This window comes from Algoriphagus yeomjeoni (assembly GCF_003259505.1).
Taxonomy (GTDB): Bacteria; Bacteroidota; Bacteroidia; order Cytophagales; family Cyclobacteriaceae; genus Algoriphagus; species Algoriphagus yeomjeoni.
On sequence record NZ_QLLK01000002.1, the window covers coordinates 1 to 23,946 of the forward strand.

At 39.3% G+C, this 23,946-nt stretch carries 23 protein-coding genes and 2 tRNA genes; 5 read left to right on the forward strand and 20 right to left on the reverse strand.

Annotated elements, in window-relative coordinates; translation table 11 throughout:
* The coding region (locus tag LV83_RS21510; protein WP_449353829.1) for an IS1/IS1595 family N-terminal zinc-binding domain-containing protein at positions 1–195 on the reverse strand (195 nt) is incomplete at its 3' end.
* 264 nt (positions 196–459) lie between these two features.
* Here LV83_RS21510 and LV83_RS03290 point away from each other — a divergent pair.
* Positions 460–1,794, forward strand: a complete 1,335-nt coding sequence (locus LV83_RS03290) for a hypothetical protein (protein ID WP_245946982.1) — start codon at positions 460–462, stop codon at positions 1,792–1,794.
* A 361-nt stretch (positions 1,795–2,155) separates the two neighbouring features.
* Here LV83_RS03290 and LV83_RS03295 read toward each other — a convergent pair whose 3' ends face one another.
* From LV83_RS03295 to LV83_RS03305, 3 genes are all read right to left on the reverse strand, one after another.
* Positions 2,156–5,575, reverse strand: coding sequence for a HEAT repeat domain-containing protein (locus tag LV83_RS03295; RefSeq protein WP_111610121.1), 3,420 nt, complete (start codon positions 5,573–5,575; stop codon positions 2,156–2,158).
* 181 nt (positions 5,576–5,756) lie between these two features.
* A tRNA-Glu gene (locus LV83_RS03300) sits at positions 5,757–5,831 on the reverse strand.
* 49 nt (positions 5,832–5,880) lie between these two features.
* Positions 5,881–5,952 (reverse strand) — tRNA-Glu (locus LV83_RS03305).
* A 190-nt stretch (positions 5,953–6,142) separates the two neighbouring features.
* Here LV83_RS03305 and gap point away from each other — a divergent pair.
* Positions 6,143–7,153 (forward strand): type I glyceraldehyde-3-phosphate dehydrogenase, encoded by a 1,011-nt coding sequence (gap, locus tag LV83_RS03310; protein WP_111610122.1) that lies wholly within the window; start codon positions 6,143–6,145, stop codon positions 7,151–7,153.
* Between the two features lie 6 nt (positions 7,154–7,159).
* Here gap and LV83_RS03315 read toward each other — a convergent pair whose 3' ends face one another.
* The 6 genes from LV83_RS03315 to LV83_RS03340 form a co-directional block, all read right to left on the reverse strand.
* Positions 7,160–8,221: a VOC family protein gene (locus tag LV83_RS03315; RefSeq protein WP_111610123.1), complete on the reverse strand. Its 1,062-nt coding sequence runs from the start codon at positions 8,219–8,221 to the stop codon at positions 7,160–7,162.
* 20 nt (positions 8,222–8,241) lie between these two features.
* Entirely contained in the window at positions 8,242–8,949 is a 708-nt protein-coding gene (locus LV83_RS03320) for a TIGR04283 family arsenosugar biosynthesis glycosyltransferase (RefSeq protein WP_245946983.1), read from the reverse strand.
* Entirely contained in the window at positions 8,942–9,565 is a 624-nt protein-coding gene (locus LV83_RS03325) for a DUF6134 family protein (RefSeq protein ID WP_146613680.1), read from the reverse strand. The genes LV83_RS03320 and LV83_RS03325 overlap by 8 nt, the downstream gene beginning before the upstream one ends.
* Before the next feature lie 113 nt (positions 9,566–9,678).
* Positions 9,679–10,275 (reverse strand): TIGR04282 family arsenosugar biosynthesis glycosyltransferase, encoded by a 597-nt coding sequence (locus tag LV83_RS03330; protein ID WP_111610125.1) that lies wholly within the window; start codon positions 10,273–10,275, stop codon positions 9,679–9,681.
* A gap of 1 nt (position 10,276) precedes the next feature.
* A complete protein-coding gene (gene arsS, locus LV83_RS03335; RefSeq protein WP_111610126.1) occupies positions 10,277–11,329 on the reverse strand; it encodes an arsenosugar biosynthesis radical SAM (seleno)protein ArsS in 1,053 nt (350 codons plus the stop codon).
* A 3-nt stretch (positions 11,330–11,332) separates the two neighbouring features.
* Positions 11,333–11,665 carry an arsenosugar biosynthesis-associated peroxidase-like protein gene (locus tag LV83_RS03340; protein WP_111610127.1) on the reverse strand — a complete coding sequence of 111 codons (333 nt, stop codon included), beginning with the start codon at positions 11,663–11,665 and terminating at the stop codon, positions 11,333–11,335.
* A 188-nt stretch (positions 11,666–11,853) separates the two neighbouring features.
* Between LV83_RS03340 and LV83_RS03345 the strand changes: the two genes are divergently transcribed.
* Positions 11,854–12,489 (forward strand): peroxiredoxin, encoded by a 636-nt coding sequence (locus LV83_RS03345; protein WP_111610128.1) that lies wholly within the window; start codon positions 11,854–11,856, stop codon positions 12,487–12,489.
* 69 nt (positions 12,490–12,558) lie between these two features.
* Here the strand turns inward: LV83_RS03345 and LV83_RS03350 are convergent, their stop codons facing one another.
* From LV83_RS03350 to LV83_RS03375, 6 genes are all read right to left on the reverse strand, one after another.
* Positions 12,559–12,843, reverse strand: a complete 285-nt coding sequence (locus LV83_RS03350) for a DUF1330 domain-containing protein (RefSeq protein WP_111610129.1) — start codon at positions 12,841–12,843, stop codon at positions 12,559–12,561.
* 74 nt (positions 12,844–12,917) lie between these two features.
* Positions 12,918–14,306, reverse strand: a complete 1,389-nt coding sequence (locus tag LV83_RS03355; protein ID WP_111610130.1) for a TolC family protein — start codon at positions 14,304–14,306, stop codon at positions 12,918–12,920.
* On the reverse strand, positions 14,303–15,658 hold the full coding sequence (locus LV83_RS03360) for an HlyD family secretion protein (protein WP_111610131.1): 1,356 nt from the start codon (positions 15,656–15,658) through the stop codon (positions 14,303–14,305). The genes LV83_RS03355 and LV83_RS03360 overlap by 4 nt, the downstream gene beginning before the upstream one ends.
* A 5-nt stretch (positions 15,659–15,663) precedes the next feature.
* Positions 15,664–17,373: a peptidase domain-containing ABC transporter gene (locus LV83_RS03365; protein WP_245946984.1), complete on the reverse strand. Its 1,710-nt coding sequence runs from the start codon at positions 17,371–17,373 to the stop codon at positions 15,664–15,666.
* A complete protein-coding gene (locus LV83_RS03370) occupies positions 17,366–18,043 on the reverse strand; it encodes a TetR/AcrR family transcriptional regulator (protein WP_111610132.1) in 678 nt (225 codons plus the stop codon). Before LV83_RS03370 ends, LV83_RS03365 begins: the two co-directional genes overlap by 8 nt.
* 116 nt (positions 18,044–18,159) lie before the next feature.
* Positions 18,160–18,540 carry a DoxX family protein gene (locus LV83_RS03375; protein ID WP_245946985.1) on the reverse strand — a complete coding sequence of 127 codons (381 nt, stop codon included), beginning with the start codon at positions 18,538–18,540 and terminating at the stop codon, positions 18,160–18,162.
* A gap of 78 nt (positions 18,541–18,618) precedes the next feature.
* Here LV83_RS03375 and LV83_RS03380 point away from each other — a divergent pair, with 78 nt between their 5' ends.
* A complete protein-coding gene (locus LV83_RS03380) occupies positions 18,619–20,148 on the forward strand; it encodes a BCCT family transporter (protein WP_111610134.1) in 1,530 nt (509 codons plus the stop codon).
* Between the two features lie 2 nt (positions 20,149–20,150).
* On the opposite strand, the gene LV83_RS03385 is transcribed toward LV83_RS03380, so the two are convergent.
* Genes LV83_RS03385 through LV83_RS03395 form a run of 3 tightly spaced genes read right to left on the reverse strand, consistent with a single transcriptional unit; the run spans position 20,151 to position 21,315 of the window.
* Positions 20,151–20,525 (reverse strand): DUF983 domain-containing protein, encoded by a 375-nt coding sequence (locus LV83_RS03385; protein ID WP_111610135.1) that lies wholly within the window; start codon positions 20,523–20,525, stop codon positions 20,151–20,153.
* A 59-nt stretch (positions 20,526–20,584) separates the two neighbouring features.
* Positions 20,585–20,791, reverse strand: a complete 207-nt coding sequence (locus LV83_RS03390; protein WP_111610136.1) for a hypothetical protein — start codon at positions 20,789–20,791, stop codon at positions 20,585–20,587.
* A 5-nt stretch (positions 20,792–20,796) separates the two neighbouring features.
* Positions 20,797–21,315, reverse strand: coding sequence for a DUF4920 domain-containing protein (locus LV83_RS03395; RefSeq protein ID WP_111610137.1), 519 nt, complete (start codon positions 21,313–21,315; stop codon positions 20,797–20,799).
* Between the two features lie 223 nt (positions 21,316–21,538).
* Between LV83_RS03395 and serA the strand changes: the two genes are divergently transcribed.
* Positions 21,539–23,431 carry a phosphoglycerate dehydrogenase gene (serA, locus tag LV83_RS03400; protein WP_111610138.1) on the forward strand — a complete coding sequence of 631 codons (1,893 nt, stop codon included), beginning with the start codon at positions 21,539–21,541 and terminating at the stop codon, positions 23,429–23,431.
* A gap of 68 nt (positions 23,432–23,499) precedes the next feature.
* Here the strand turns inward: serA and LV83_RS03405 are convergent, their stop codons facing one another.
* Positions 23,500–23,946: a DinB family protein gene (locus tag LV83_RS03405; protein ID WP_111610139.1), complete on the reverse strand. Its 447-nt coding sequence runs from the start codon at positions 23,944–23,946 to the stop codon at positions 23,500–23,502.

Genomic DNA, 23,946 nt, shown 5'->3' on the forward strand with positions numbered 1-23,946 from the left:
TTGAAGAGTATCTTTTGAAAGACCACTTTCACGACATAGAATCTTAAAAGTCTGCCGCTCAAGAACCCATTTTTTAAACCATACAAAACGGTTCCGAAGTGTCTGTTCTTTAGAGTTACGGGTGAAGAAAAGACCACAGTTTTTACATTTAAATCGCTGTTTTCCTGCCTGCTTCCCCCAGCGAATAACCTCCAAATTCCCGCAAGCCCAACATCTGTTTTTTTTGAGTTTTCATAGTACAAAAAAAGTTTACTGAAACCAGTTTCAGTAAACCTCTTGTATTTACCTGATAATCATTGATGTTATAAGGTTTTTACCAACTATTTTTCAGTATTATGCCTTAATAAATTAATATACTCATTCGTACTAAGTTCATTTGTAGCTTGTACATACGAATTTCCAGAGCCTGTAATAGTTGAATCAACATCTGGATCAGCGGATTTCACAAAGATAATTTCTGTGGGTAATTCTATTACAGCAGGATATATGGATGGTGCTCTTTATAATCGAGGGCAACAAAATTCATTCGCAATTATTTTGGCAGAACAGGCAAAATTAAATGGTGGAGGTGACTTCAATGTACCAGATATTAATTCTGCCAATGGCTTTTTCCAAATGGGGCCTCAGGGACCTTTGGGAAGATTGGTGCTTTCTGTAAATCCTCAAACAGGTGCTATAGGCCCATCTCCTATTGGTGCAGGAGATATTCCTGGTAATTTTACTGGGGATAAAGCTAACCTAAATAATTTTGGGGTTCCTGGAATCACCTTATTGACGGCTTTAATACCTCAGACTGGAGGTCCTGCATCTCCGGCAAATCCTGCTTACAATAGACTTTATGAAAGGTTTGCTTCTAATCCCGGGACTTCAACGGTAATTGGAGACGCAGCAGCAGCTCTAGCCAATGGGGGAACTTTCTTCACTTTCTGGTTGGGAAACAATGATATATTAGGATATGCCACAGGTGGAGCTTCCAACCCAGCTATTCTAACTTCTAACACTGATTTTCAACAAAGGCTTAGTGCTGCATTAGGCACTATGCTTCAGGCAAATGCTACTGCCAAAGGTGCTGTAGCCAACATACCAAGTTTGGCAGTTTTACCTTATTTCAACCTAGTTCCTTGGAATGCGCTACCATTGAGTCAAGCGCAAGCAGATCAAGCTAATCAAGGTTATGCTGCCTACAATGGAGGTCTTGCTCAGGCTAGGTCATTCGGCTTGATTACAGTACAGGAGGAAGAGTTAAGAAGAGTTCAGTTTCAGTCTGGTCAAAATGCCTTTGTAATAGCAGACGAGTCATTGACGGATCTAACTGGGCTAGGTTTACCAACACTTAGACAGAGTAAGCCAACAGACAAAGCTACTTTGACACTTTCACAAGCGTTAGGTCAACCCATAGGAGGAAATCCCGCACTTTTAAGGGGAATTACTTTTCCTGTTGAAGACCAATTTATTTTGATACCACAGGAACAAGAAGAAATTCAACAAAAAATCATTGCTTTCAATGGCTTTATTAGTGCAGCCGTTCAGTCAAATTCGGAAAGATTAGTCTTAGTTGACGTTAACGATTTGTTGAATAGAGTATTGGCTGGTCAAGTAAGTTCAGGTGGCGTCGGGCTTACAGCATCTATTACACCACCGAATGGAGGCTTTTCGCTTGATGGAGTTCATCCGAATGCCAGAGCTCATGCTTTTGTTGCTAATCTATTCATTGATCGGATTAATCAAAAGTGGGGTTCTAATATTCCAAACACTAACCCGAACAAATTCATAGGAAATGATCTTCCGAGATAAGTAACACCAAATCCATTTTAAAAGCCACCCGATTAGTTCAGGTGGCTTTTACTTTTTAAACAGGGTTCAGATTAAACTGAAACTTATTTCTAACCCTCCAGAAACCCTCATTATCAACAGTCAAATTCCTAGTTATAGAGTGTTGATTTAATTATTGAGTTGTACCAGAGAAATTTACCTACTCAGGTTCATTAGTAATGAGAGCAACAAAATTTAAAGCATTTGTACTTTCTATAGTGCAAACTTTATAAGCTTTAAGTCTCCCAAATCATAAGCTAGAAACCGAGGAAACCCTTTAAAGAAAAAGGGATCACCACAACTGTGATGATCCCTATTAGTATTAAAATTTTAAGCAGTTTTCCTATTCCCATTCCTTAGTCAAGGTACTTAAGAAACTCACTAAATCTCTAATTTCTCTTTTAGTGAGCAAAGCTTTCATATCAGGCATGCTTGAAGGAGAGTTTATACGCTCGGCAATACTGCTGTTCATGATTAAAGTATCTGGCTTTGCTCCCACCTTTATAAGTAATCCATCTTCCTTTTCTTCCATCAAAGTTCCGTTTACTGTAGTTCCGTTTTTCAACTCAAGTTGGACAATACCATAGCCTGGAGCCAGACGCTTACTTGGATCGATCAACGCTTCCAGTAATTCGGTCTTGGTAGCACGATTTGCGACACCGTTCAAATGCGGACCAGCTACGCCTCCCATATCATCATATCCATGGCAGCGGATACATTGCGCAGTTTGATTTTGAAAGAAAATATTCCGTCCAGCACGCACACTACCTCCATCCAATGCCCCGCTGTACAAAGCTACCAGATCACCGCCAGTTCTTTCTTCTTGGATCTTGTCGTATTTAGTTCTCAAATCAGCAGAACCTGTTTCATCTATTGCTTCTTCCAGCTCGATCATCACTTCACTTGGCAACTTATTTTTAGATAAATCATCCAAAAGTGTAGTCCAAATTGGTAGTTCAGCTGAATTTTCTAGATTCCCTAAACTTATCAAAGCAGCTTGCTTTTCCGTAGTAGTTCTGTTTTGGATGACATCTTGAAGTAGGCTTACCATAAGATCTTGAGAAATGTCAGTCTTGGTCAGTAAATCTAATCCAACCACGCGGACAGCTCTGGAATTATCTTTCATAGCTATCTCAATTGGAGTAGAAATTGAACCTGGGTTAGCAACAGAAAGTGCTAAAATTGCCGCGACACGAACATTCTCAGATTGATCGCTTCTTAGCAGGGCAATCAGCTTAGGTTCAGCATCGGCGATCTTTAATTTCCCAATTGCTTTCACACTAGCAACTCTAATTTCTTCATTTCTATCATTCAAAGCACTGATAAGAGTTTCTTTCACTGAAGATTGAATTGGAGCTAGATCTCTTTCCACCGCACCTCTATTTCTTCCATCTACACGATCAAGCACCGATGGCTTAGCCCAAGTACCCAATGTAGCAATTGCCTCAGCTTTTAGGACAGGATTTACATTTGGCTTAGCAATGTAGGCTTTCAGGTTATCCAAAGATTTCTGATTTCCTACTCGCAAGTTTGCACTGATTGCTCTTCTAATTAATGGCTCATTTTCAAACTTTGTAGTAACCAACAAGTCTCCCAAAGCAGGTAAAGCTCCTTCAATTGAAAAATCATCATTGATAGCCCTCGCAGCTTCAGTAACGATATATTCATTGTTATCAGCCAAGAAGGTTGCAATCCCAGGATCAGCCATCCTGCGTAGTGCTAAAACAGCTCCTAGACGAACCGCATCAGAAGGGTGAGATGCTAGAGCTAGAATCGGCTGTTTCTTATTGATTCGTGCCAAAGCTAAACTTGCTGCATGACGCAGAAATGCATCTTCATCATTGTTAGCTTCCAATACTTCGATCAAGCCATTAATAGCCGGTTCGTAAGCTATTCTTCCTAAAGCTTCCGATGCAAAGAATCGCACTCTGATTTCGTTATCAGTCAATAAAGGCATAAGAGCATCACCAGCTTTCGCATATTTTATGTCTCCAAGCCACTTGGCAGCTTGTGCACGAATCTCAGCATCCTGATCTTTCAAAAGTGGGATTAGCGCATCAGCATAATCCATTTTCTCCATTCTAGCCAGTTGGCTAATGCCAACTATTCCATGGATTCTTGCAAATTGATTTGATTTCTGTGCTATCGCTGTCTTGAAAACAGCCATTCCTTTGTCTCCTCTTTTGGCTAATTCAAATTGAGCTTTTCTCCTGATCCGCATATCCTCATCACTTAGATAACCAGAAAGAGCATCATCTGTAAGTGTTTTAAAATCAGTTTTCATCACCTGAGCAGTGATTTTTCTAGCTTCCCAATTTGCTCCAGCCTCATCTTCAATTTTCCACACTCGCCCATAATTCTTGGTATTCCAACCTTCAATCCAATCGGCAAAATATAAAGAACCATCAGGTCCAAAGTCTAGTCCAGTTGCCAACACTCCCGACATAACATTCTCTGTCTGCGACATTTTGAATGAAGCCCCATCAGGCTCTAGTTTGAATGCATGAATACCAGATCTAGTTGGGTTACCAACAAAAGAAGCAACGAAGAAGGTGTTTTTCCACTTTTCAGCTAAAGCTGTTCCAGGGTTATAAACCATTCCAGTTGGTCCATTGATATAATTCTGGATTGGAGGAGTGATGTAGGCGGCCTGTCCTTCATGTCTTGGGATAAAAAGCTTCTCATCCATCCAAACTTTGTAAGTATTGTTATCTGGATCTCGGTATTTACCAAATTGCCAATTGGTTCTCCAGCCCGTATCTGAACCGTTCACTAGGTAAACCAGTCTCTCGCTTTCTCCAGGATGATCTCCATCATTATCAACTGAGATGAGATTATTATAGGCATCAAAAGTAAATTCATGCGTATTTCTTACGCCCATTGCGAAAACCTCAAAATCACTTCCATCTGGATTGGATCTGGCGACAACTCCTCTATTTGGATATTTCCATTCGGTACCATCAGGACCAACACCATTGAACCCGATATCTCCAATTCCCCAATAAATTCTACCATCGGGACCAAGTTCTAGTCCGGACATACCATGACCACCAAATCCAATATGAACACCATAGCCATGAGAAATAGATTCTTTCTCATCCATGATACCATCACCATTTTTATCTGTAAGCCTCCATACATCTGGACCTACTCCAATAAATAAATTATCATCTAATTTCAGTAGTGCGCCAGCCACATCATTTGTGACGTCACTGAAATCCTGAACCATAATTTGAGAATAATCAGCTAGTCCATCCCCGTCTTTATCTTCCAGCCTGTACAACTCTTCTCTTTCTACAGTCATATCACGCCAATCGTGCGATCCGTCACCGTTCACGTCAGCTAACCAAGTGTTCTTGTCAGACATTTCCGGCGATAGCGTCTTTTGAAGAAAGGCCCTTTTCTCATCTATAGTTTGAAGACTTATTGACTCTATTTCCCATTCTTGATGCCCTCTAATGTCAAATTCAGAGTTTTTCTGGCGATTAGTTCGGGTATAATACAAGCTACCATCATCAGTTACCTGAATAGAAATAGGATCATAAACAAGTGAGTCAACTGCCCACAGTGAAAGCTTTAATCCTGGGCTTAAAGTAGCGTTAATTCCGCTTTCGGCTGCCTGTACCATGGGAGCAATTTCCTCCTTAGTCAATGTGCGCTCACGTAGATCTACTTTATCAGTTTTACTACATGAGATCAACAATGGGATTGCAGCAGCCAAAATTATTTTGGCGTAGTGTAGTTTAATTTTGGGTTGAGACATAGGTTAATTTTATTATTCCAATCTTGAAATTAATAAAATTAAAAATGGCTTTTTAGCCACTAATCAAAAAGGCTATAAAAACAAAATCCCGACCAGAGATCGGGATTTTGTTCACTTTAACCACTAACAACCATAAAACAAAAATTTCTTAAGACAAAGCGGGGATTGAGCTTTAACGTCTTGGTAGTCGGTACGGGAATCGAACCCGTGTTTTATCCGTGAAAGGGATACGTCCTAACCCCTAGACGAACCGACCATAATAAATCAAAAATTATTCACAACTTCCTGAAATTCAGGCGACAATGTAGTCGGTACGGGAATCGAACCCGTGTTTTATCCGTGAAAGGGATACGTCCTAACCCCTAGACGAACCGACCATTAATGACCTTGAAAAACTTGCTTTTTCAAATGGTTGTGCAAATATAGAGTGTTAAGTTTTTAAAACCAATTTGCCTTCAAAAATTTCTTCTGTTTCGCGCTAAAAAGCTGAGTCCAAAGGAATAAAATTTTCTTGGAAAGGTTTGTGACTGTTTTTCCTATTTTTGATCTCTCAATTGAAAACTTACCATGCAACCAACTCAAGACATTAGAATTGCCATTAACGGATTTGGGAGAATAGGCAGATATACAGCAAAATTAATCCTAGAAAAAAAAGGGCTTAATCTAATCGCTATCAATGATTTAGCAGATCAAACAGCAATTGCTCACTTGTTGAAATACGATTCCATTCATGGCAAATCTCCTAGTAAAATTGAAATCCAGAATTCGAATCTGAAAGTTAATGACCAGGAAATTCAACTATTTGGAATCGCTGACCCCGAAAAACTTCCTTGGGAAAGTTTAGATATAGATATAGTCATAGAATGTACTGGGAGGTTTACCGCTAGATCAGGAGCGGAAAAGCACCTAACCGCAGGAGCAAAAAAGGTGATTATTTCTGCTCCTTCCCTAGACCCTACAATCAAAATGGTAGTCTTAGGAGTCAATGATTCAATATTGACTGGTGAAGAAAGGATAGTTTCTAATGCTTCCTGTACTACAAATTGCTTGGCTCCTATGGTGAAGGTATTAGATGATAAATTTGGTGTAGTAAAGGGCTTTGCTTCAACTGTACACTCCTACACCAATGATCAAAACCTCCATGATGCACCGCATCGAGACTTGAGAAGAGCTAGAGCAGCAGCCTATTCTATCATACCCACCACGACTAACGCTGGGAAGGCTTTAGATGAGATACTTCCAGAATTGGCTGGCAGAATAGAAGCTTCTGCGATGAGAGTTCCAGTTCCGGACGGCTCACTGACTGATATGATAGTGGAATTGAAGGAAGAGGTGACGGAGGATCAAATCAATGAGGCCTTTAGAGAAGCAAGTAAAGGATATTTGGAAGGATTCTTGGAGGTTGAAGACTCTCCTATTGTATCTATTGATATCATTGGAAACCCACATTCCTGTATCATTGATTCTGCATTGACATCTGCCAAAGGTAGAATGGTAAAATTGGTAGGTTGGTATGACAATGAAGCGGGCTACGCCAACCGTTTGGTAGACCTAGCCCGTTTGATTTATAGAAATTGATTGATATTAAGCCTTTACACGATTCAGAGAAAGGAGTTTTACGATAAAGTTTGGAAGATTCTTAGTGTTATCGCGTTTGTGCAAGTGCAGATACCAGCCAAGTTTCTCCATGATTGGGACTTTGAATGTTTCGACCATTTCAATCCAAGTGCCATCTGGATCTTCCAAATAGGAGAATCTCCCAGCGGCTTTACCCATATCAAATTCATTACCACTATCTACTGTTAGCTCTATGCCATCTTGCGCGAGTTTTTCCTTGATAGCTCCCATCCCGTTTACATCAAAACACAGATGAATAAAACCGAGATCTCCCCAGTTTCTGTTTTCAAAAACCTTATTTCTAGGTTGACTTTCGGTCTCTAATAATTCAATTTGAGTTTGACAAAACAATTTGCCAAAAGCTCCTGTCATCACCGAGGAGCCTTGCAAGATTGCTCTTCTATAAGTTGAAGACCCTTCGCCTACCTGAACGAAATCTTCCCATACTCCTGTTTTATCACAAAGAATTTCTGATTGCATCAGGTGCTTCTGGTAAGTAGGTAAAGCAGCATCTATGGAAGACACTCCGATCACCACACCCAAAACTCCGCCGGTAAGATCCTTATTCTTACTAAACCACGAACCATTTTCTATGATTTCAAAAGTATTTCCGTAAGGATCTTTCACATAAAAATGCCAGATACCAATAGGGTTTTTGACAGGCTCTCCTAGCATCTGAGCACCTACACTTTTAAGATGTTTATGCGTCTTTTGGATATCATGGCAACGCATTTTTACAGCCAAAATCCCCAAATCTTTCCAAGTCAATTCTTGTTCAGATGCCAGAGGTTCTTTGGAAGTGTACTGCCAAATCTCAAAACCTCCGCCTCCCTGCATGTTGAGAGCCAGAATAGCATGCCTGCTTTCAACCTTTCCAGAAGTATATCGAGTCATTAACTTAGCCTCAGCACTATCCTGAAATATTGGCACATCCATCTTAAATGCCTTTCTGTACCAAGCCCAAGCTTGATTCGCATCCTTTACTCCTATCCCAACCTGTTGGATACCATTAATTGTCGCTAGATTCATTCAACTACTGTTATGCAATTTTAATTTTTACGGCTTAAAAAATTTAAATATAAACTTTTGATTGAAGCTGGCTTAACTTTTAGCAAAAAAAGAGCGAATGCTGTAAAATTAGCAAGCTGAACTTTTAGCCAATTATTATCCATGTACTTGCGAGCCGAAACTGTCATTTCGTATGAAAGAACATGAAAATCAGATTTTTGTCGTATCCTTCTTACAAGTTCAAAATCTTCCATAATAGTGAATGATTCATCAAATCCATTCAACTTATTAAAAAATGATTTTTCTATAAATAATGATTGATCTCCACCACCTGAGAACAGGCTGTTGAACCTCGTAAACCAGGAATTAGCCTGCAAAAAAATGGTATCGGCATCAAATCTGTAACGAAAACAACCAACTCGTTTTCCCTCAGCTAAACTTCGTAAGATGATCTTCGCGAAACTTTTGACAGGTCTTGTATCCGCATGAACAAAATATAAAATATCTCCTTTGGCTTTTTGTGCTCCAAGGTTTAATTGGCTGGCTCTGCAGCGGACTAAAGAGCGTACTAGGATAGCACCATAGGACTCAGCAATAGCTAAAGAATTGTCTTCTGATCCTCCATCTGAAACTATAATTTCTGATAATATATCCCCTCCATGCTCATTGAGAAAAGGAAGCAACTCTTTCAGATTTGCTTCTTCATTTAAACAGGGAATAATTACAGAAATCCTATTTATCTCAGTCAACTCTTCGCTTTATCGAATAATTCTTGATGTTATTTTCCAGTACTACCTTTTGTAACACACCGCCTTCGTAATAGAATCGGTTCATACTTCCATTCACATCGATTTCGTAAACGCCTTTTTCAATCTCACGAACCGTAGTTAGCATTCCAAAATTTTCAGAAATCAGCACATCACCGGGCTTTGGTTCATGGAAGTACAACCTAGCGGTGCTTCCTTTAATTACCCGATTGATTGGTTCTTCATTGTGGAATTTATAGGAATTGGCATCCACATCGTAATGGTCCTTATTCCATACAACAGTCGTTACAAAATTCCCTCTATTAGAGTCCGAATTGGTAGTAGCCTTCATTAATTGACCATTTGCATAGTGGGCTTTCTGGAGAAATTCCACATGGATTTTACCAAAAAACCAAAACTCCACATTGCTGTGGATCTGATAATCCTCGCCTTTGGCTGAGGTGGTTTTATCAGCTTTCATAGTACCAATCGTAAATCCAGCAAGGACAATGTCATAGCTATTCGTTTTAGTTTGGCTAAAGCCATTCAAACTCAATCCAGATAAAAGTGAAAAGAGTACTAGTAGAAAACTTACAGACTTATAGACTTTAGATACCATATAGTTGAGGAAAGAAATTTCAGGTGTGATTAGGACCTTTTTTGAACGAGTAAAATCTGAATTAAGATGGCTGGTTTCTCTTAATTTAACCAAATATAAGAGAAATAGATAGGTTAAATTTTGTCCTTGAACCTGTCCCAATCTTCTTCATAATCCACATCGGATAATTTAGGAAGTAGCGCATAGGAGATGAAATTACTATCAAGATAATTCATAGTTAATGATGAAACTTCATCCGTACTCCAAGGTATGCCCTCGAATAAACCTGGGATAAATTTCTGCATACCGAGAAGATAATACCCTCCGTCATGCGCTGGCCCTATGACCACTTCATGAGTATTCAACTTATTAAATGCTTCAGAAATCAATTCTGACGTTATCTCTGCACAATCTGTTCCTATTACTAAAATGCGATTAAATTTCTCTTTAAACAGTTGATCAAAGGCATTTCTCATTTTCTCACCAAGATCATCACCTGACTGAAGTTCAAATCTGTAATCAGTTGTTGGATATTGAGCAAGGTCCTGCTCCACGAAACTCGAAAAAAACAAGAGTTTTTGGGCTGGACTTTGAGAGGTAATTCTATGAGTGTATTTCACCAATCGCTGGTAGGCATCGTAGGCTGCTTGATCACCAATACTGTCTGCAAGTCTTGTTTTCACCTTACCTAACTCAGCATTTTTTTGAAAAATAATAATACAATCTTTCATCCTAAGCAGTAGTTCCCCCACAACTTGAACCTGCTCCAGCAGTGCACCCAAAGCAGTGATTTTTAACGATTATTTCACGTGAAGTAAGTGATTGCTGATTCCAATCTCTTATGTGTTGTGAATCTTCTGATGAAACTTTTAGCTCAAGCATTTGATTAAAATCACAATCATATAAGTATCCATCCCAGCCTACAGAAATGGTATTTCTACACATCACTCCAGCTGCAGCTACTGGATTATAGCTTTCTATCAGCTTTTCCATGTAAGCTTCATAATTATTGCTTCTCAACAAATATTCAAGAAAGCGACTGATTGGGAGATTGGTGATAGTGAAAAGTGAATTGAAGGTAATTCCAAAATTGTCAGAAAGACGCTTTTTAAATTCTGCTTCTAAACCACTTTGGGCTGCCGGCATAAATGCACCGGAAGGATTATAAACCAAGTTCAAAATCAAACCTGAACCTTCCACCCCATAACCTTGCACATTGAGCAATTTGAGTGCTTTGATAGATTTATCAAAAACTCCATCTCCCCGCTGGGAATCTGTTTTCATCGCAGTAAAATACGGTAAGGAAGAAGCAACTTCTATCTTATTATTTTTAAAGAATTCTGGCAAATCATGGTATTTCGGATTCGCAAGAATGATAGTAAGGTTACATCGTACAATTAGTGTAATCTCTGAATCAATAGCTCTTACCTGCTCTACAAACCACCTGAAATCTGGATTCATCTCAGGTGCACCGCCCGTAAGATCAATCGTATTTATTTCGTGATTTCTGATGACTTCAAGACATTCTTTCATCGTCTCGCGAGTCATGATTTCTTTGCGATCAGGTCCTGCATCCACATGACAATGTTTGCAAACCTGGTTACACATTTTTCCCAAATTGATTTGAAGTACTTCAATTTGGGTAGGCTTTAATGGGAATAGATTTGAATTCTCAAGTTCAGAAGCAAATCGATCTCCCGAAAAGCCTGGCATATCGCTTTCCAAAATTTGAATTTCTTCCTCTGAACTAGAGAGTCGGTGATGTTGTGCTTTGAGTGATTTCATTTATTACATTGAAATTTCCTTCACTTTATTCATCATTTGGGTGGCATGAACGAGCGAAGCTCCGCCCCTGATGGCTGCTGCTACATGCACTGCTTCCATCATTTGTTCCTCATCGCAGCCTTTCTCCATTGTATCTGTAGTGTATGCGTCGATGCAGTATGGACACTGTATAGCATGTGCCACGGCAAGAGCGATTAAAGATTTTTCTCTGGCAGTCAGAGCGCCTTCGGCAAATACCTCTCCATAATAATCAAAAAACTTGTCTGCAAGAGGCTTTTGAAATTCGCCTATTTTACCAAATTTTTTGAGATCTTCTGGATTGTAGTAAGTTTTCATAAGTAAAGGGTGTTTTGGTGTAGTATTTATTTACGAAGTAAAAGAAGTAACTGGACTTACAACCCTCATTTTTCCAAATGGGTTTAGCTTAAATGATTTTTTCACAAAGATTTTGAAATACATGAACTGAAAGCATATGGGAGCGTTATAATGATGAATTAATAAAGAACTTTTAAAAAATAAACGACATGGCATTACGACTAGGCGATACGGCCCCAAACTTTACGGCCGATACCACAGCAGGAAAACTTGATTTTTACGAGTATTTAGGGGATGGATGGGGAATTCTATTTTCACATCCAGCAGACTATACTCCAGTTTGTACGACGGAACTAGGGACTGTAGCTAAGCTCAAGGACGAATTTACAAAGCGGAATACTAAGGTGATGGCCTTGAGTGTGGACGGTGTAGAAAGTCATAAAGGCTGGATTTCCGATATCAATGAAACCCAAAGTACGAATGTGAACTTTCCAATTATTGGTGATGAGGACAGAAAAGTTTCTGAATTGTATGATATGATTCATCCAAACTCGAATGAAAACTTTACTGTTCGCTCCGTATTTGTGATTGGAAACGATAAGAAAATCAAGCTGATTATCACATATCCAGCTAGTACCGGAAGAAATTTCGAAGAACTACTTAGAGTGATTGATTCGCTTCAATTGACGGCTAACTACTCTGTAGCTACTCCGGCTAACTGGAAGCAAGGAGAAGACGTGGTCATCGCTCCAGCAATAAAGGACGAGGATATTCCTGCCAAATTCCCTAAGGGACATAAAGTGATCAAACCTTACTTGAGAACCACCCCACAGCCAGACTTATAATTCAGTGATAATGAATCAAAAAAGGCTTCCGAATGGAAGCCTTTTTTGATTCATTCTTGCGAAGTGAATTTATGATTCTATCAATAGAAATTTAGCATTAGCAGCACCTTCCCGCACAGATTTAGCATGTTGATATCCTTCGGAATTATACCAAGCTTCAGCTTTTTCTTTGGTAGGAAACTGTAGCATGACGAGTCGTTCGTGATCCCATTCTCCCTCCAATACAGTTACAGGATTTCCGCGTAGAACAAATTTTCCCCCAAATGCAGACACTGTCGCAGGAGTCAGTTGCTTATAGGCATTGTACTTTTCAGGATCTGTGATATCAACTTCCACTATTACAAAGGCAGGCATAAAATCAGATATTTGGTTTCAATTTAAATTACGGTAACTATCTAATACTGGATTTAGCATAGCAAGTATCTAATTTACTCAAATCCTACACCGGCAGCAAATCTAGTCTTGGCATAAGTAATTTTTCTTTTAGATAATAATTCATTCAAGGTAACTCGGGAACTGAAGACAGAAACCTCCCTGCTATTGACTAAAAACAAGCTACTCTCTCCTATCTCAAACCTTCTCAATTCCCCTTGAAGTAACATCTGTAAAGCAGCTACATTTCTGGTGTATGTGCTAATCTGATCATTTACTACATTCCAACTATTGAGCTCATTCTCAAGTTTTGTGCGAAGCTGAAGTTCTTTCAAGTCTCTAGAATTTTGTTTAAAATCTATTTTGGCCTCCGCCAAACGCATGCCTCCTCTAGCTTTTCTCCACATCAGTGGCGTATAAACAGTCAATCCCCATTTGTAATTATTTTCAAAAAAGCCTGTCTGATCAAATTCATTGAGATTCTCTGTTAGAAAATTATACTTCAGTTTTACTACAGGAATAATCTGTTGGGCTTTAAGGCGTCTTTCCACGTCCAAACTAGCTAATTCAAAATCTGCTAACATTAATTCTGGATGATCAGCAATCAAAATCCGCAATTCCTCCTCATTTAGAATCAGAGGCTGATCCGAAAATAACTCCTCTGGCTTAATCTGAGCGTCTAATGCAATCGGATTTCCAGAAGCATCCCAAAGAAAATTATTGAGATCCTGTGTCCGCATGAAAAGCTCATTTTCGGCCTTTTGCAGGTTGTATTCCCTGTTCAAAAGTTGTGTAGCAGCCTCTACTGTATCTATAGCAGGAAAATCTCCTTGCTCAAAACTAATCTTGATGCCCCTAAACCTAACTTTGGCTAGTTCTACACCTTCCGCTTGCAATTCCCTATTTGCAAAAGCCAAAGACCAATTCCAATAAGCTCCGGTTGCCTGTAAATACAATTCATTTAGAAGCCTTTGACGCTCAGATTCGGTGGATTGCTGATAAATCTGAGCCTTTCTTAAGCCAGCCCTTCTATCATCCAATATTAATCCTTGGCCAAGGTTAATCGATGCACCAGCAGAAAGCAATCCTCCAGTTGGAACAGAATTTTCAGGATTTAGGTATTGACCAGTATTCTGCTCAAAAGCTCCGTTGAGTTCTATTCCAGCCCAAGTTGGGATAGAAATCCCTGCCTCTCTTTTATCATAATAGGCCTTTTCGTCGTAGCTTTTCTCGTCAAGATTACCGTACACTAAAGGGTCAAAAGCGCCCCTTGCAGTTCGGACTTCCATATCTCCCATGGTAAGCATAATATCTGCTTGGGCAGAAATAGGATGATAAGATTTCACCCATTCCATATACGCCTCAAACCTCAATGTATCAGTATCTTGACCATAAGTGATTAATCCATAGATTAAAAGTAAGAAAGTAAAAAATAATCTTTTCATTTCTGTCCTTTTGCTATTTGTTCTTTCTCTTTTCTGGTGTAGAAATCCGCAGGGAAGCCATTTAATTGACGCCAGAGTTCATACCAAACAGGTACATCATTAAGTAGGGCGATTCCATCTGCTCCAGAACCTACACGCAAGACTGATGGCCAAGGCTCCTCCTCTGGATCTTCAGCTACCAGCACTCTGAACTGATTAGACTTTCCTGCAAACTGATCTACAGCTACTATTACACCTCCAAAAGTACCATTGGAAATTCTAGGCCATCCTGTAAAAACAATTGCTGGCCAGCCATCAAAGATAAACCGTACTTTTTTCCCTACTTCCATCAGCGGCAAATCCACCGGAGAGATAAACATCTCTACAGCGAGCTTACCATTTGACGGTACGATATTTACTATTTGATCACCTTCTTTGATGGTCTCTCCTAGCCCTACTTGAATTGCTTCTGCTATAAATCCATCCTGAGGTGCCAAAATATGTCTAAATCCTGTTCTGGCTTCATAGTTGGAATATTGATTTTCCAGTTTTGTGGCTGAGCCTTCAGCATCATATTGGCTGGATTGAGCTGTGAACATATCAGATTCTGCTTTAGAAAGCTTGTCTCTAAAGTCGTTATCTATCGCATCAAGCTCCAGCACTGCTGAGATGTAGGAATTTCTACTACTCAGCAAACTATTTTCTGCACCAATGACACTAGCCTGCACTTCCTGAAACTTAAGTCTGCGGGTTTCTAGATCAGTGAGTGAGCGTAGTCCTTCTTCATATAGTTTTTCTGCTCTACCCAATTGTTTCACTCCGATTTCAAAATTTACTTTGGCCTGCTCAAACCGAATACTATCCGATTCTACTTTCAACTCGGCCATTTCCAGCTTGTTTCTAGCCTGCTCTTTTCTCAGAATATTATTTCGCTTCAAAGCTTCTATCTGACTCTCCAAAGCCTTAACTTTTTCCTTGTAAGACAATGCAGATAAGTTTTTGGCCTGTACTTGTAGCTGCGTTCTAGGCAGAAGCAAAGAATCGAAATACTCATCTTTCACTTCTGTGATACTCACAATCGTATCTCCTTTGGAAACAAAAACACCTTCATTCACATACCATTTTTCTATTCTTCCGGCAATCACCGATTGAATAGTCTGAGCCCGGTGCTCTGGCTGTAGCATCGTCACATAGCCTTTGGAGCGGATATACTGGGTCCAAGGAAGGAAGAGTATAAGGAACACTACGCAGCAGGACACAAAAAGAATCCTAACTCTCCTTTTCTTTTGCTTGCTCGCAACAGTCATCTTGAGGCTTTCTGTATGCTCAAAATGACTTCTATCCAAGATTTTATTTTCAGAGATATTTAACATTTTACTTATGAGTTAGGTTTTAAAAAGTTTTGATATCCAGATTGATTTCCTTGATAGAGCAGGTACCCATTATCCATCACGATTACCTGATTGGCGGATTGGATTACATCTTTATCTTGGGTAACCATTAGTAAGGTCCAATCTCCTCGAAATAAGTAAGATTGCACCCGTTCCTTTACATCTTTATCGAGATGCTGCAGTGCATTTTCCAAAATCATGGCTTTAGGCTGGCCTACTAGAGCCCTAGCCAGCATAATTGCCTGAGCCATTTTCCTGGAAAGCCCCCTTCCTTCTGGCAGTAAAATAGTATTCAAATCTTCGGGTAATTGGTATATAAACTCCTTTAAACCAACCAATTCAATAAGAAAATCCAATTGACCCTTATCAATTTCTCTTCCTATTAGGATGTTTTCGGAAATAGATCCGTGGAATATCTGCTGCAATTCCATACAGTCACCTACTACTGAGCGGTACTTATCCAAATGAATCAGTTCAAGTGAAAGGTCATTGATTTTAATAGTGCCTTTATAGGTCTGATAAAGCCCAGAAAAGAGTGCCAGCATAGCACTTTTACCACTCCCACTTTTGCCGGTAATTACAGCTTTAGTTCCTGGCTCTATAGTGAGTGTGACTCCATTCACGATAGGTTTACTCACATCTTTTGGCTGAAAAACAAGATTTTCCATCGCCAGCTTAATCCCGTTGGACTGCTGGGTGATGTCCTTTTCTGACTCTTTGTGGTCTTCAAGCTCGATATCCATGACCTGACCCAGTTTCTCAGAAGCCACTAGCGTATCATAAACTGTTTCTAAGGAAAGAATCAACTTCTCCACCGCGTTAACTACCATTAGGATAATCACCTCTGCCGCTACGAATTGCCCTATACTGATCTGCTCATTGATCAGCAACAAACTCCCTGCTATGAGCAAACTGGTGACAATCAGAACTTTGAACCCAATCAAAACCTTGTATTGTAGTATCAAAACAGCGAAGTGATTCGATCTAAAATCAATGTAACGCTTGAGCAATTTGTCTACACGAAGAATGGGAAGCTTCGAATTCCCTCCTACTAGCTTAAAGGTATTTAGCGTTCTTCCAATTTCCTCCAGCCAATAGGCCGTTTCGTATTTGTAGGTGGACTCTTTCAGCGCAGTAGCCATTCCTTTTGGACTGGTGAAATAGAAGATTGTGATCAATATCAGAACCAGCACAATTCCAAAAAGGATAAATGTGGCGTGATAAAAGGATAAGAGTATTAATCCGAAAATCACTTGTATTAGGGCAGTAGAATATTCCACCAAAATTTTCGAGACACCTTTTTGGAGATTCACTGTATCAAAAAAACGATTTACAATCTCAGGCGCATAAGATCCGTGTAGAAGCTCTGACTTGATCTTTGGCAATCTATAAGCCAAGGAAAGACCTGATTTTGCAAATATTCTTTGTTGCAATTTCTCAGTGATCTGTAGTTGTGAAATTTGCAAGAAACCTCCGAAAGCTATCCCTGCAGCAACCACCAAAACTAGAATAACCCAAGAAGTAGTGATCCTACCACCCAGCACGAAGTTTAAGATCGCCTGAATACCGAGTGGCAAAGAAAGCGCTACCAGACCATTCAATATTGCATAAAAGTAAATAGAATATACTTGGTCCTTTTCCTCTTTCAGCAGATTGAAAAATCGCTTCATCGGAGTGGTTGTATTTGAATTATTCATTGGAAATTGCCTTTAGTATTAAATCTTCAAAAAAGACTAGACGGTTTTTAGAATCCAGGGACTGCTCCGTCATACCTGGTAAATGCTTGGCATTGAATGCATGAAGTAAACTGGCCTCCATGACTGTGTAAGCCAAGGTTTTTGGATAAGGATAAGTGGGGTTTATCTCATAAATCAATTCAGAAATACGCTCACCGAAATTATAAACTTGAGCAAAAATTCCATTTTCATGCTCTACATCTACAGTCTTGGTCAGGTATCCTTTGAGTGATTCATTAACGACTATGCTTCGTAGGTTTTCTGGGTCTAAATGTGCGTTTCTCATGAAAAACGGGCCATTTACTATAAGTTTCATGGCAATGGTAAGTCGGGCCTTGCTGCTTTCCAAATTTGCAGTAGCATACACATAATTGACTTCCATCCATGCCCAATACCAGGCGGTAAGATACAGCAACAACATGTGTTTATTTTCAAAATATCTATAAACGGCTGCTTCTGTGACACCAATATGAATTGCCAATTTTTTAAAGGTAAAATTTTCCATCCCCAAATTACGAATGAGGATAGCTCCCTCCTGCACTATGGAACTTCCCAACTCAGAGCTGAAAGGTTCCTTAAGGTAGAGATTATCATGCACCTCCATCTTGATGTTATTCAACAAATTCTCCATAAAAATTCTTTTTGACTACCCTCATAACGCTGATCTATTGAAAAAGTTAACAAATCTTTCAAAAAGTTAGTAATACTAACAACATTTTGAAATCATATTAAATTCTGGGATTTTCTTCACTCCTTAGAAGTGTATAAATATGCCCAATAAATCAATAAAGGATGGATAATCACTAACCTAAACCAACCTGTCCAAGGTGGTAAACAAAGGCCGTTTTCTATGCAGGAATTTAGCTGTATGAAATAGACATGAGTAGGAATGAAAGCTATAAGCATGATAATTATTCCCCAGGATGCAAGAGGCCTTGATTTAGGAATTAATAGACCTATACCAAAACTAACTTCACATATCCCTGCCATTATATTTAAAAGGAAATGATTGGGAAGGTATTCTGGAATCAATCTCAAGTAACCCTCTGGATTTATAAAATGATTAAGACCAGCTAGTAGGTAAAAAATGGCCATTATATAAAGTGCAATGGATTTAATTTTATTCACTGGAGATGCTTTTAGGATTTAAACACGAAATATTCATTCATTTTTGTGGGAATTCGAAATCCGGTATCTTCCTGATTCATGACAAGAAACACTATATTTTTCGGTTTTAATGTTCGCCCTTGGGTCTTTTGGCCACCTTTTATTCTATTAATTGTTGCAGTTTTCAGTAGCATCATATTCCCAGAATCATTTATCTCAGTTTTCAGGAATATACAGCAACTGATACTTCGCAACTTTAGCCTAGGATTTAGCTGGGTTTCCTTGCTGATGACACTACTTACCATTGCTGCACTCTTTTCACCCATAGGAAAGTATAAAATAGGCGGCAAAAATGCGATTCCAAGACTAAATAGAATCAGCTGGTTTGCAATAGTTCTCTGCACAACCATAGCAGTTGGGATCTTGTTTTGGGGAAGTGCAGAACCGCTCTCGCATTTCCTCTTTCCGCCGGACTTTAAAAGATTTGAACCGAATTCAGAAGAAGCCAAGTCCTTTGCTTTGGGCGCATTGTATTTTCATTGGGGATTTACACCCTATGCGATTTATGCCGTTCCAGCATTAGTTTTCGCCTTAATGTACTACTCAGGTAAAAGCCGATTTAGCCTGGGAATAATGCTTAGACCCATTCTTGGAAGTTCTCCTCATCCATTCTGGGAAACTGGACTGGATATGTTCAGTCTTTTTGCACTTGTAACTGGAATGGCAGCAGCACTAGGAGCTGGGATTCTTAGTTTATCCGGTGGGTTTTTGGCTTTCTTCCCAGATCTAGACCCTACGTTTCTGACTGGCTTAATTACGCTGGCAATCTTAATAACCTTCATAATTTCCGCTTCAACAGGTATCGAAAAAGGGATCAAAAACCTGTCTCTGTTTAATTTGGGCTTCTTTTTCCTGATCGCTATCCTATTTGTGATTTTAGGAGAAAAAGCCCAAATATTCAGTTCAATTGGAATTGGCTTCAAGGAATACTTCACAAATTTCGCCGACCTCAGCTTACAACTGAGTGGTGCAGGAAATACTTGGACCTATGATTGGTCCACATTTAATTTTGCCATGTGGATGGCTTGGGCACCAATGACAGCGCTATTCCTTGGGAAAATAGCCATTGGTAGAACTGTCAGAGAGTTTCTATTGGTAAACTGGCTTTTTCCAGCCCTCTTTTGTTTGATTTGGATGGGAATATTCGGAGGAACTACCTTGGATTTTGCAGCCGATAATCCTCTTATTTATAAGAATCTATTTCTAAATTCTGGGCCAGAATCAATTATTTATAAGGTTTTTGAAGACATGGGCTATTTCAAAGTATTTGCCCAACTCTTCATCCTTGGTATTTTCATTTCCTATGTAACAGCCGCAGATTCCAGCACAGATGCTTTGGCAAGTATCAGTATGAAAAAGCAAACTGGAGATCCATTTCGATCAGATACAAATTTGAAAGTGATCTGGGGAGTCCTAATCGGCTTCTTATCTTGGGTTATGATTACTTTTTCAGGAATTGACGGGGTGAGGATCTTGTCAGTTATTGGTGGGTTACCCGCATTGTTTTTCCTGCTATTAGTATCAATATCACTCGTTCTAATTCTGATTTCACCCAAAAAATATTTATAAAATCAGTATCCGCGATATTTCAGCTTACCAACATTATAGAGGTATAAAACTTTCGAGTAACGAAGCATCAAGGGTAATAAAATCACATTTGAAACTGCTACCACGGTTAGGTACATCCAGACCTCAGGGCGCTCCATCAACACATTCAAAACTACCATAGTAGTAATAACCAACGCTACCGAAAAAGCATAGCTGACATACATAGCTCCATAGAAAAAATCGGGTTCTGCATGAAAATTCGCCCCACAAACAGAGCATGTCTTATTTACCTCAGACAATTTTCTATAGCTATATACAGGAACTGAGAATAAATCTCCTTCGTGACATTTCGGACATTTGGCCTTTGCAATTGCCTTAATGGTACTTTTATTACTCATGTCTGATTAGTATTGAAAATGGCGAATATCCAATAAGAAAGGGCTATCAAAATAGCCTTCTATCGATAAATCTCATCGATATCGTAGTCTTTGCCTATGCCCCACTGTAATAACTCTTCTATAGTATAGAATTCCAGTGTATCAAGGTCCTTCACTTTGAAATTAGTCCCTCTCAGACGGGAGATAATCTCCAATTGTCTGATTTCTCCCATGTTGATCAATTGGTATTTTCTACCTACACGCAGATTATCAAGCGCTATTGGCATATAAATTAAGCTTTATCTTTAATCACAACTCCAACAGCTTCAAAGGTAATTTCACGCTTAGGCTCAGTGATTTTTGCTACATCTTCCTTGCTCATTCCACCATCTTCAGCATAATGTCTCAACGTCTCGACATCCGTTTCTGTCAATATAGCCACGCCTTCCAAAATGATAGGATAACCCTGAGATGTAGTCGGAACAAAAAATCCGTAATCTTTAAAGGTAACGCGCATACTTTCTCCATTTGGTAGATCCATAGTAAGCCAGCAGCCTTTCTTGGTACAAACCTCCTTAATTTCACCTGCAATCTTTCCTTCAAAGTTTCCTTCTTTTTCAACCACAGAAATCATTTCCGCAGGAGAAACCACGTCGGCAACTTCAAGATCTGCTCCATAGTTTCCGGGGATTTCTTTGACAGAGCTTACTTCAGTTATTACTTCTTCAGCAGTTGAATCCGCTTTCTGATTTTGACAAGCAGTATTCAATGCGATTCCACAACCGAGTATAAATAAATATGATTTCTTCATAGCGTAAATGATTTAGGCTCAAAAATACGCCTAAGATTTGGAGAGAAAAAGGAAAGCTCAAATGTTTGGCAAACTTATAGCAATTCGGAATTCCTGCCTATTTAGCCTATCTATTACAAATAAATCGATTGCGAAAAAGATTTTAAACAATTTTTTCAATAAAACTTCAATTTTTTTAACAATCCTGTAATTTTACGTGCTAATTAACCTTTTGACCCTGCACATGCCTCATCCTACTAAATTTATCATCGATTTTGATAGCACATTCACTCAAGTAGAAGCCCTCGATATCCTTGGCGAAATCAGTCTTCTAAATGATCCTCAAAGAGAAGAAAAACTACAAGCGATAAAGGACATTACTGATAAGGGAATGGAAGGAAATGTGACCTTTCGTGACAGTTTGATCCAACGAATTGAAATACTCAAAGCTAATAAATCCCAAATCACTGATTTGATCGCTGCTTTGAAAAAGAAAGTTTCCAAGTCCTTTGAGCGAAATAAGGAATTTCTTCAGGAAAATTCTGAAAACATCTACATCGTTTCCAATGGATTCAAGGACTTCATTATACCCATAGTAGGAGCTTATGGAATTCATGAAAACAATGTTTTTGCAAATGAATTTGTCTATGATGATGCAGATAACATTGTAGACTTTAATCGTGACAATCCTCTCTCTCAGAATAATGGAAAAGCGGAAACGATCAAAAAAATCAATCTAGAAGGCGAAATCTATGTGATCGGTGATGGATATACTGATTATGAAATCAAAAAATCAGGTCTAGCCAATAAGTTTTATGCATTTACTGAAAATGTAAATCGTCCTAAAGTAACCAAAGAGGCTGATCACATTGCGCCTAGTTTAGATGAAATCTTATACGTTAATAATTTGAACACGAAATTCTCTTACCCGAAAAGCAGAATCAAGGTATTGCTCCTTGAAAATGTCCACCAAATCGGTGTTGATTTACTCAAAGAAGAAGGCTACGAAGTAGAAGTAGTAAGCTCGGCTATGTCTGAGGAAGAACTTTGCGAGAAAATCAAGAATGTATCCATCATAGGTATCCGTTCCAAAACTAATATTACGCGTAAGGTCCTGGAAAATGCCAATCGATTGATCGCAGTTGGTGCATTTTGTATTGGTACCAATCAGATTGATTTGGAAGCTTGTCAGGAAAAAGGGATAGCGGTATTCAACGCGCCATTCAGCAACACCAGATCTGTGGTGGAAATGGCAATCGCAGAGATCATCTTCCTGATGAGAGGTTTTGCAGATAAAACTGCTGCACTCCACCAAAGCAAATGGGATAAATCTGCAAGTGGAAGCTTTGAAATCAGAGGTAAAAAACTAGGCATTATTGGCTACGGAAATATTGGGGCCCAGCTTTCGGTTCTTGCGGAGAGTATGGGAATGAACGTATTCTATTACGATGTGATTGAGCGCTTAGCACTTGGAAATGCAACCAAAATCGACAGCCTTGACGAGTTGCTTAGCCTATGCGACGTGATCACACTTCACGTGGATGGCAGAAAAGAGAATGCAAACATTTTGGACAGATCGAAAATCGCCTTGATGAAGAAGGGGGCAATCTTGCTCAATCTAAGCCGTGGACATGTGGTGGAAATTCCTGCTTTGAGAGACGCAATTCTTTCCGGTCATCTTGCAGGCTGTGCAGTGGATGTATTCCCTGAGGAACCAAAAAACAATACCGAACCCCTGACCTCAGAACTCATCGGTCTTCCAAACACGATTCTTACTCCACACATAGGAGGAAGTACTTCTGAAGCTCAGGAAAATATCGCACGCTTCGTTCCAGGGAAAATCATGGAATACATCAACACAGGCAACACCTACAACTCTGTGAATTTCCCGAATATCCAGTTGCCTTTCTTACAAAATGCGCATAGACTGATTCACATTCACATGAACGAGCCTGGAGTTTTGGCTAAAATCAACCAGATTTTGGCAAACTTCGAAATCAACATTGTGGGACAGTACTTAAAGACTAATGAGAAGATCGGTTATGTGATCACAGATATCGACAAGGCCTATTCCACGGAGGCGATTGATGCGTTGAAACAAATCCCAGGAACAATCCGATTCAGAGTTCTTTATTAGGAATTACGATTTCTTCAAACCAAAAAGTCCCGAATTATCGGGACTTTTTAGGTTCAAGCTGTTTTATATTACTTATCCAACAACCTCCTATGGTAATTAATCTGCCCTAAATGGTAGCTAAAATGGCCAAAGAGGTGAATCAGGAAAAAATTGTAAGACATTTTACCGCCAAGTACTTCCAACGGATAATCCTTATCTAACATGCTCTCATCCAGACCTTCCAGGCTGGCGGTCACTACATTTTGAAGTTTCTCAACCATCGCGATCAATTCAGCTTTTGGAACATTCTTCCCAGCAAATTCAAACTCTCTATCTCTAGTGTAGTCGAAACCACCAATCTCTTTTCCTACGAAATTAGACATGTTCCCGACCAAATGAAGGCAAAGGTTACCTGCCGAGTTGGTAATGTTGTGTTCCACTTTCCATAGATTTTCTTCCTTGGAATAGGCGTTGATTTCTGCTTTCAACCGCTCAATATCCCGCTCAAAAAGTCTTATTAATTCTTTCAGTACCAT

What these genes read in the sequence shown, in the direction of transcription:
- LV83_RS03295 (WP_111610121.1), bottom strand. Translation starts at nt 5,575, where the DNA reads ATGTCTCAACCCAAAATTAAACTACACTACGCCAAAATAATTTTGGCT.
- gap (WP_111610122.1), top strand. Translation starts at nt 6,143, where the DNA reads ATGCAACCAACTCAAGACATTAGAATTGCCATTAACGGATTTGGGAGA.
- LV83_RS03315 (WP_111610123.1), bottom strand. Translation starts at nt 8,221, where the DNA reads ATGAATCTAGCGACAATTAATGGTATCCAACAGGTTGGGATAGGAGTA.
- LV83_RS03325 (WP_146613680.1), bottom strand. Translation starts at nt 9,565, where the DNA reads ATGGTATCTAAAGTCTATAAGTCTGTAAGTTTTCTACTAGTACTCTTT.
- LV83_RS03330 (WP_111610125.1), bottom strand. Translation starts at nt 10,275, where the DNA reads ATGAAAGATTGTATTATTATTTTTCAAAAAAATGCTGAGTTAGGTAAG.
- arsS (WP_111610126.1), bottom strand. Translation starts at nt 11,329, where the DNA reads ATGAAATCACTCAAAGCACAACATCACCGACTCTCTAGTTCAGAGGAA.
- LV83_RS03340 (WP_111610127.1), bottom strand. Translation starts at nt 11,665, where the DNA reads ATGAAAACTTACTACAATCCAGAAGATCTCAAAAAATTTGGTAAAATA.
- LV83_RS03345 (WP_111610128.1), top strand. Translation starts at nt 11,854, where the DNA reads ATGGCATTACGACTAGGCGATACGGCCCCAAACTTTACGGCCGATACC.
- LV83_RS03350 (WP_111610129.1), bottom strand. Translation starts at nt 12,843, where the DNA reads ATGCCTGCCTTTGTAATAGTGGAAGTTGATATCACAGATCCTGAAAAG.
- LV83_RS03355 (WP_111610130.1), bottom strand. Translation starts at nt 14,306, where the DNA reads ATGAAAAGATTATTTTTTACTTTCTTACTTTTAATCTATGGATTAATC.
- LV83_RS03360 (WP_111610131.1), bottom strand. Translation starts at nt 15,658, where the DNA reads ATGTTAAATATCTCTGAAAATAAAATCTTGGATAGAAGTCATTTTGAG.
- LV83_RS03365 (WP_245946984.1), bottom strand. Translation starts at nt 17,373, where the DNA reads ATGAATAATTCAAATACAACCACTCCGATGAAGCGATTTTTCAATCTG.
- LV83_RS03370 (WP_111610132.1), bottom strand. Translation starts at nt 18,043, where the DNA reads ATGGAGAATTTGTTGAATAACATCAAGATGGAGGTGCATGATAATCTC.
- LV83_RS03380 (WP_111610134.1), top strand. Translation starts at nt 18,619, where the DNA reads ATGACAAGAAACACTATATTTTTCGGTTTTAATGTTCGCCCTTGGGTC.
- LV83_RS03385 (WP_111610135.1), bottom strand. Translation starts at nt 20,525, where the DNA reads ATGAGTAATAAAAGTACCATTAAGGCAATTGCAAAGGCCAAATGTCCG.
- LV83_RS03390 (WP_111610136.1), bottom strand. Translation starts at nt 20,791, where the DNA reads ATGCCAATAGCGCTTGATAATCTGCGTGTAGGTAGAAAATACCAATTG.
- LV83_RS03395 (WP_111610137.1), bottom strand. Translation starts at nt 21,315, where the DNA reads ATGAAGAAATCATATTTATTTATACTCGGTTGTGGAATCGCATTGAAT.
- serA (WP_111610138.1), top strand. Translation starts at nt 21,539, where the DNA reads ATGCCTCATCCTACTAAATTTATCATCGATTTTGATAGCACATTCACT.
- LV83_RS03405 (WP_111610139.1), bottom strand. Translation starts at nt 23,946, where the DNA reads ATGGTACTGAAAGAATTAATAAGACTTTTTGAGCGGGATATTGAGCGG.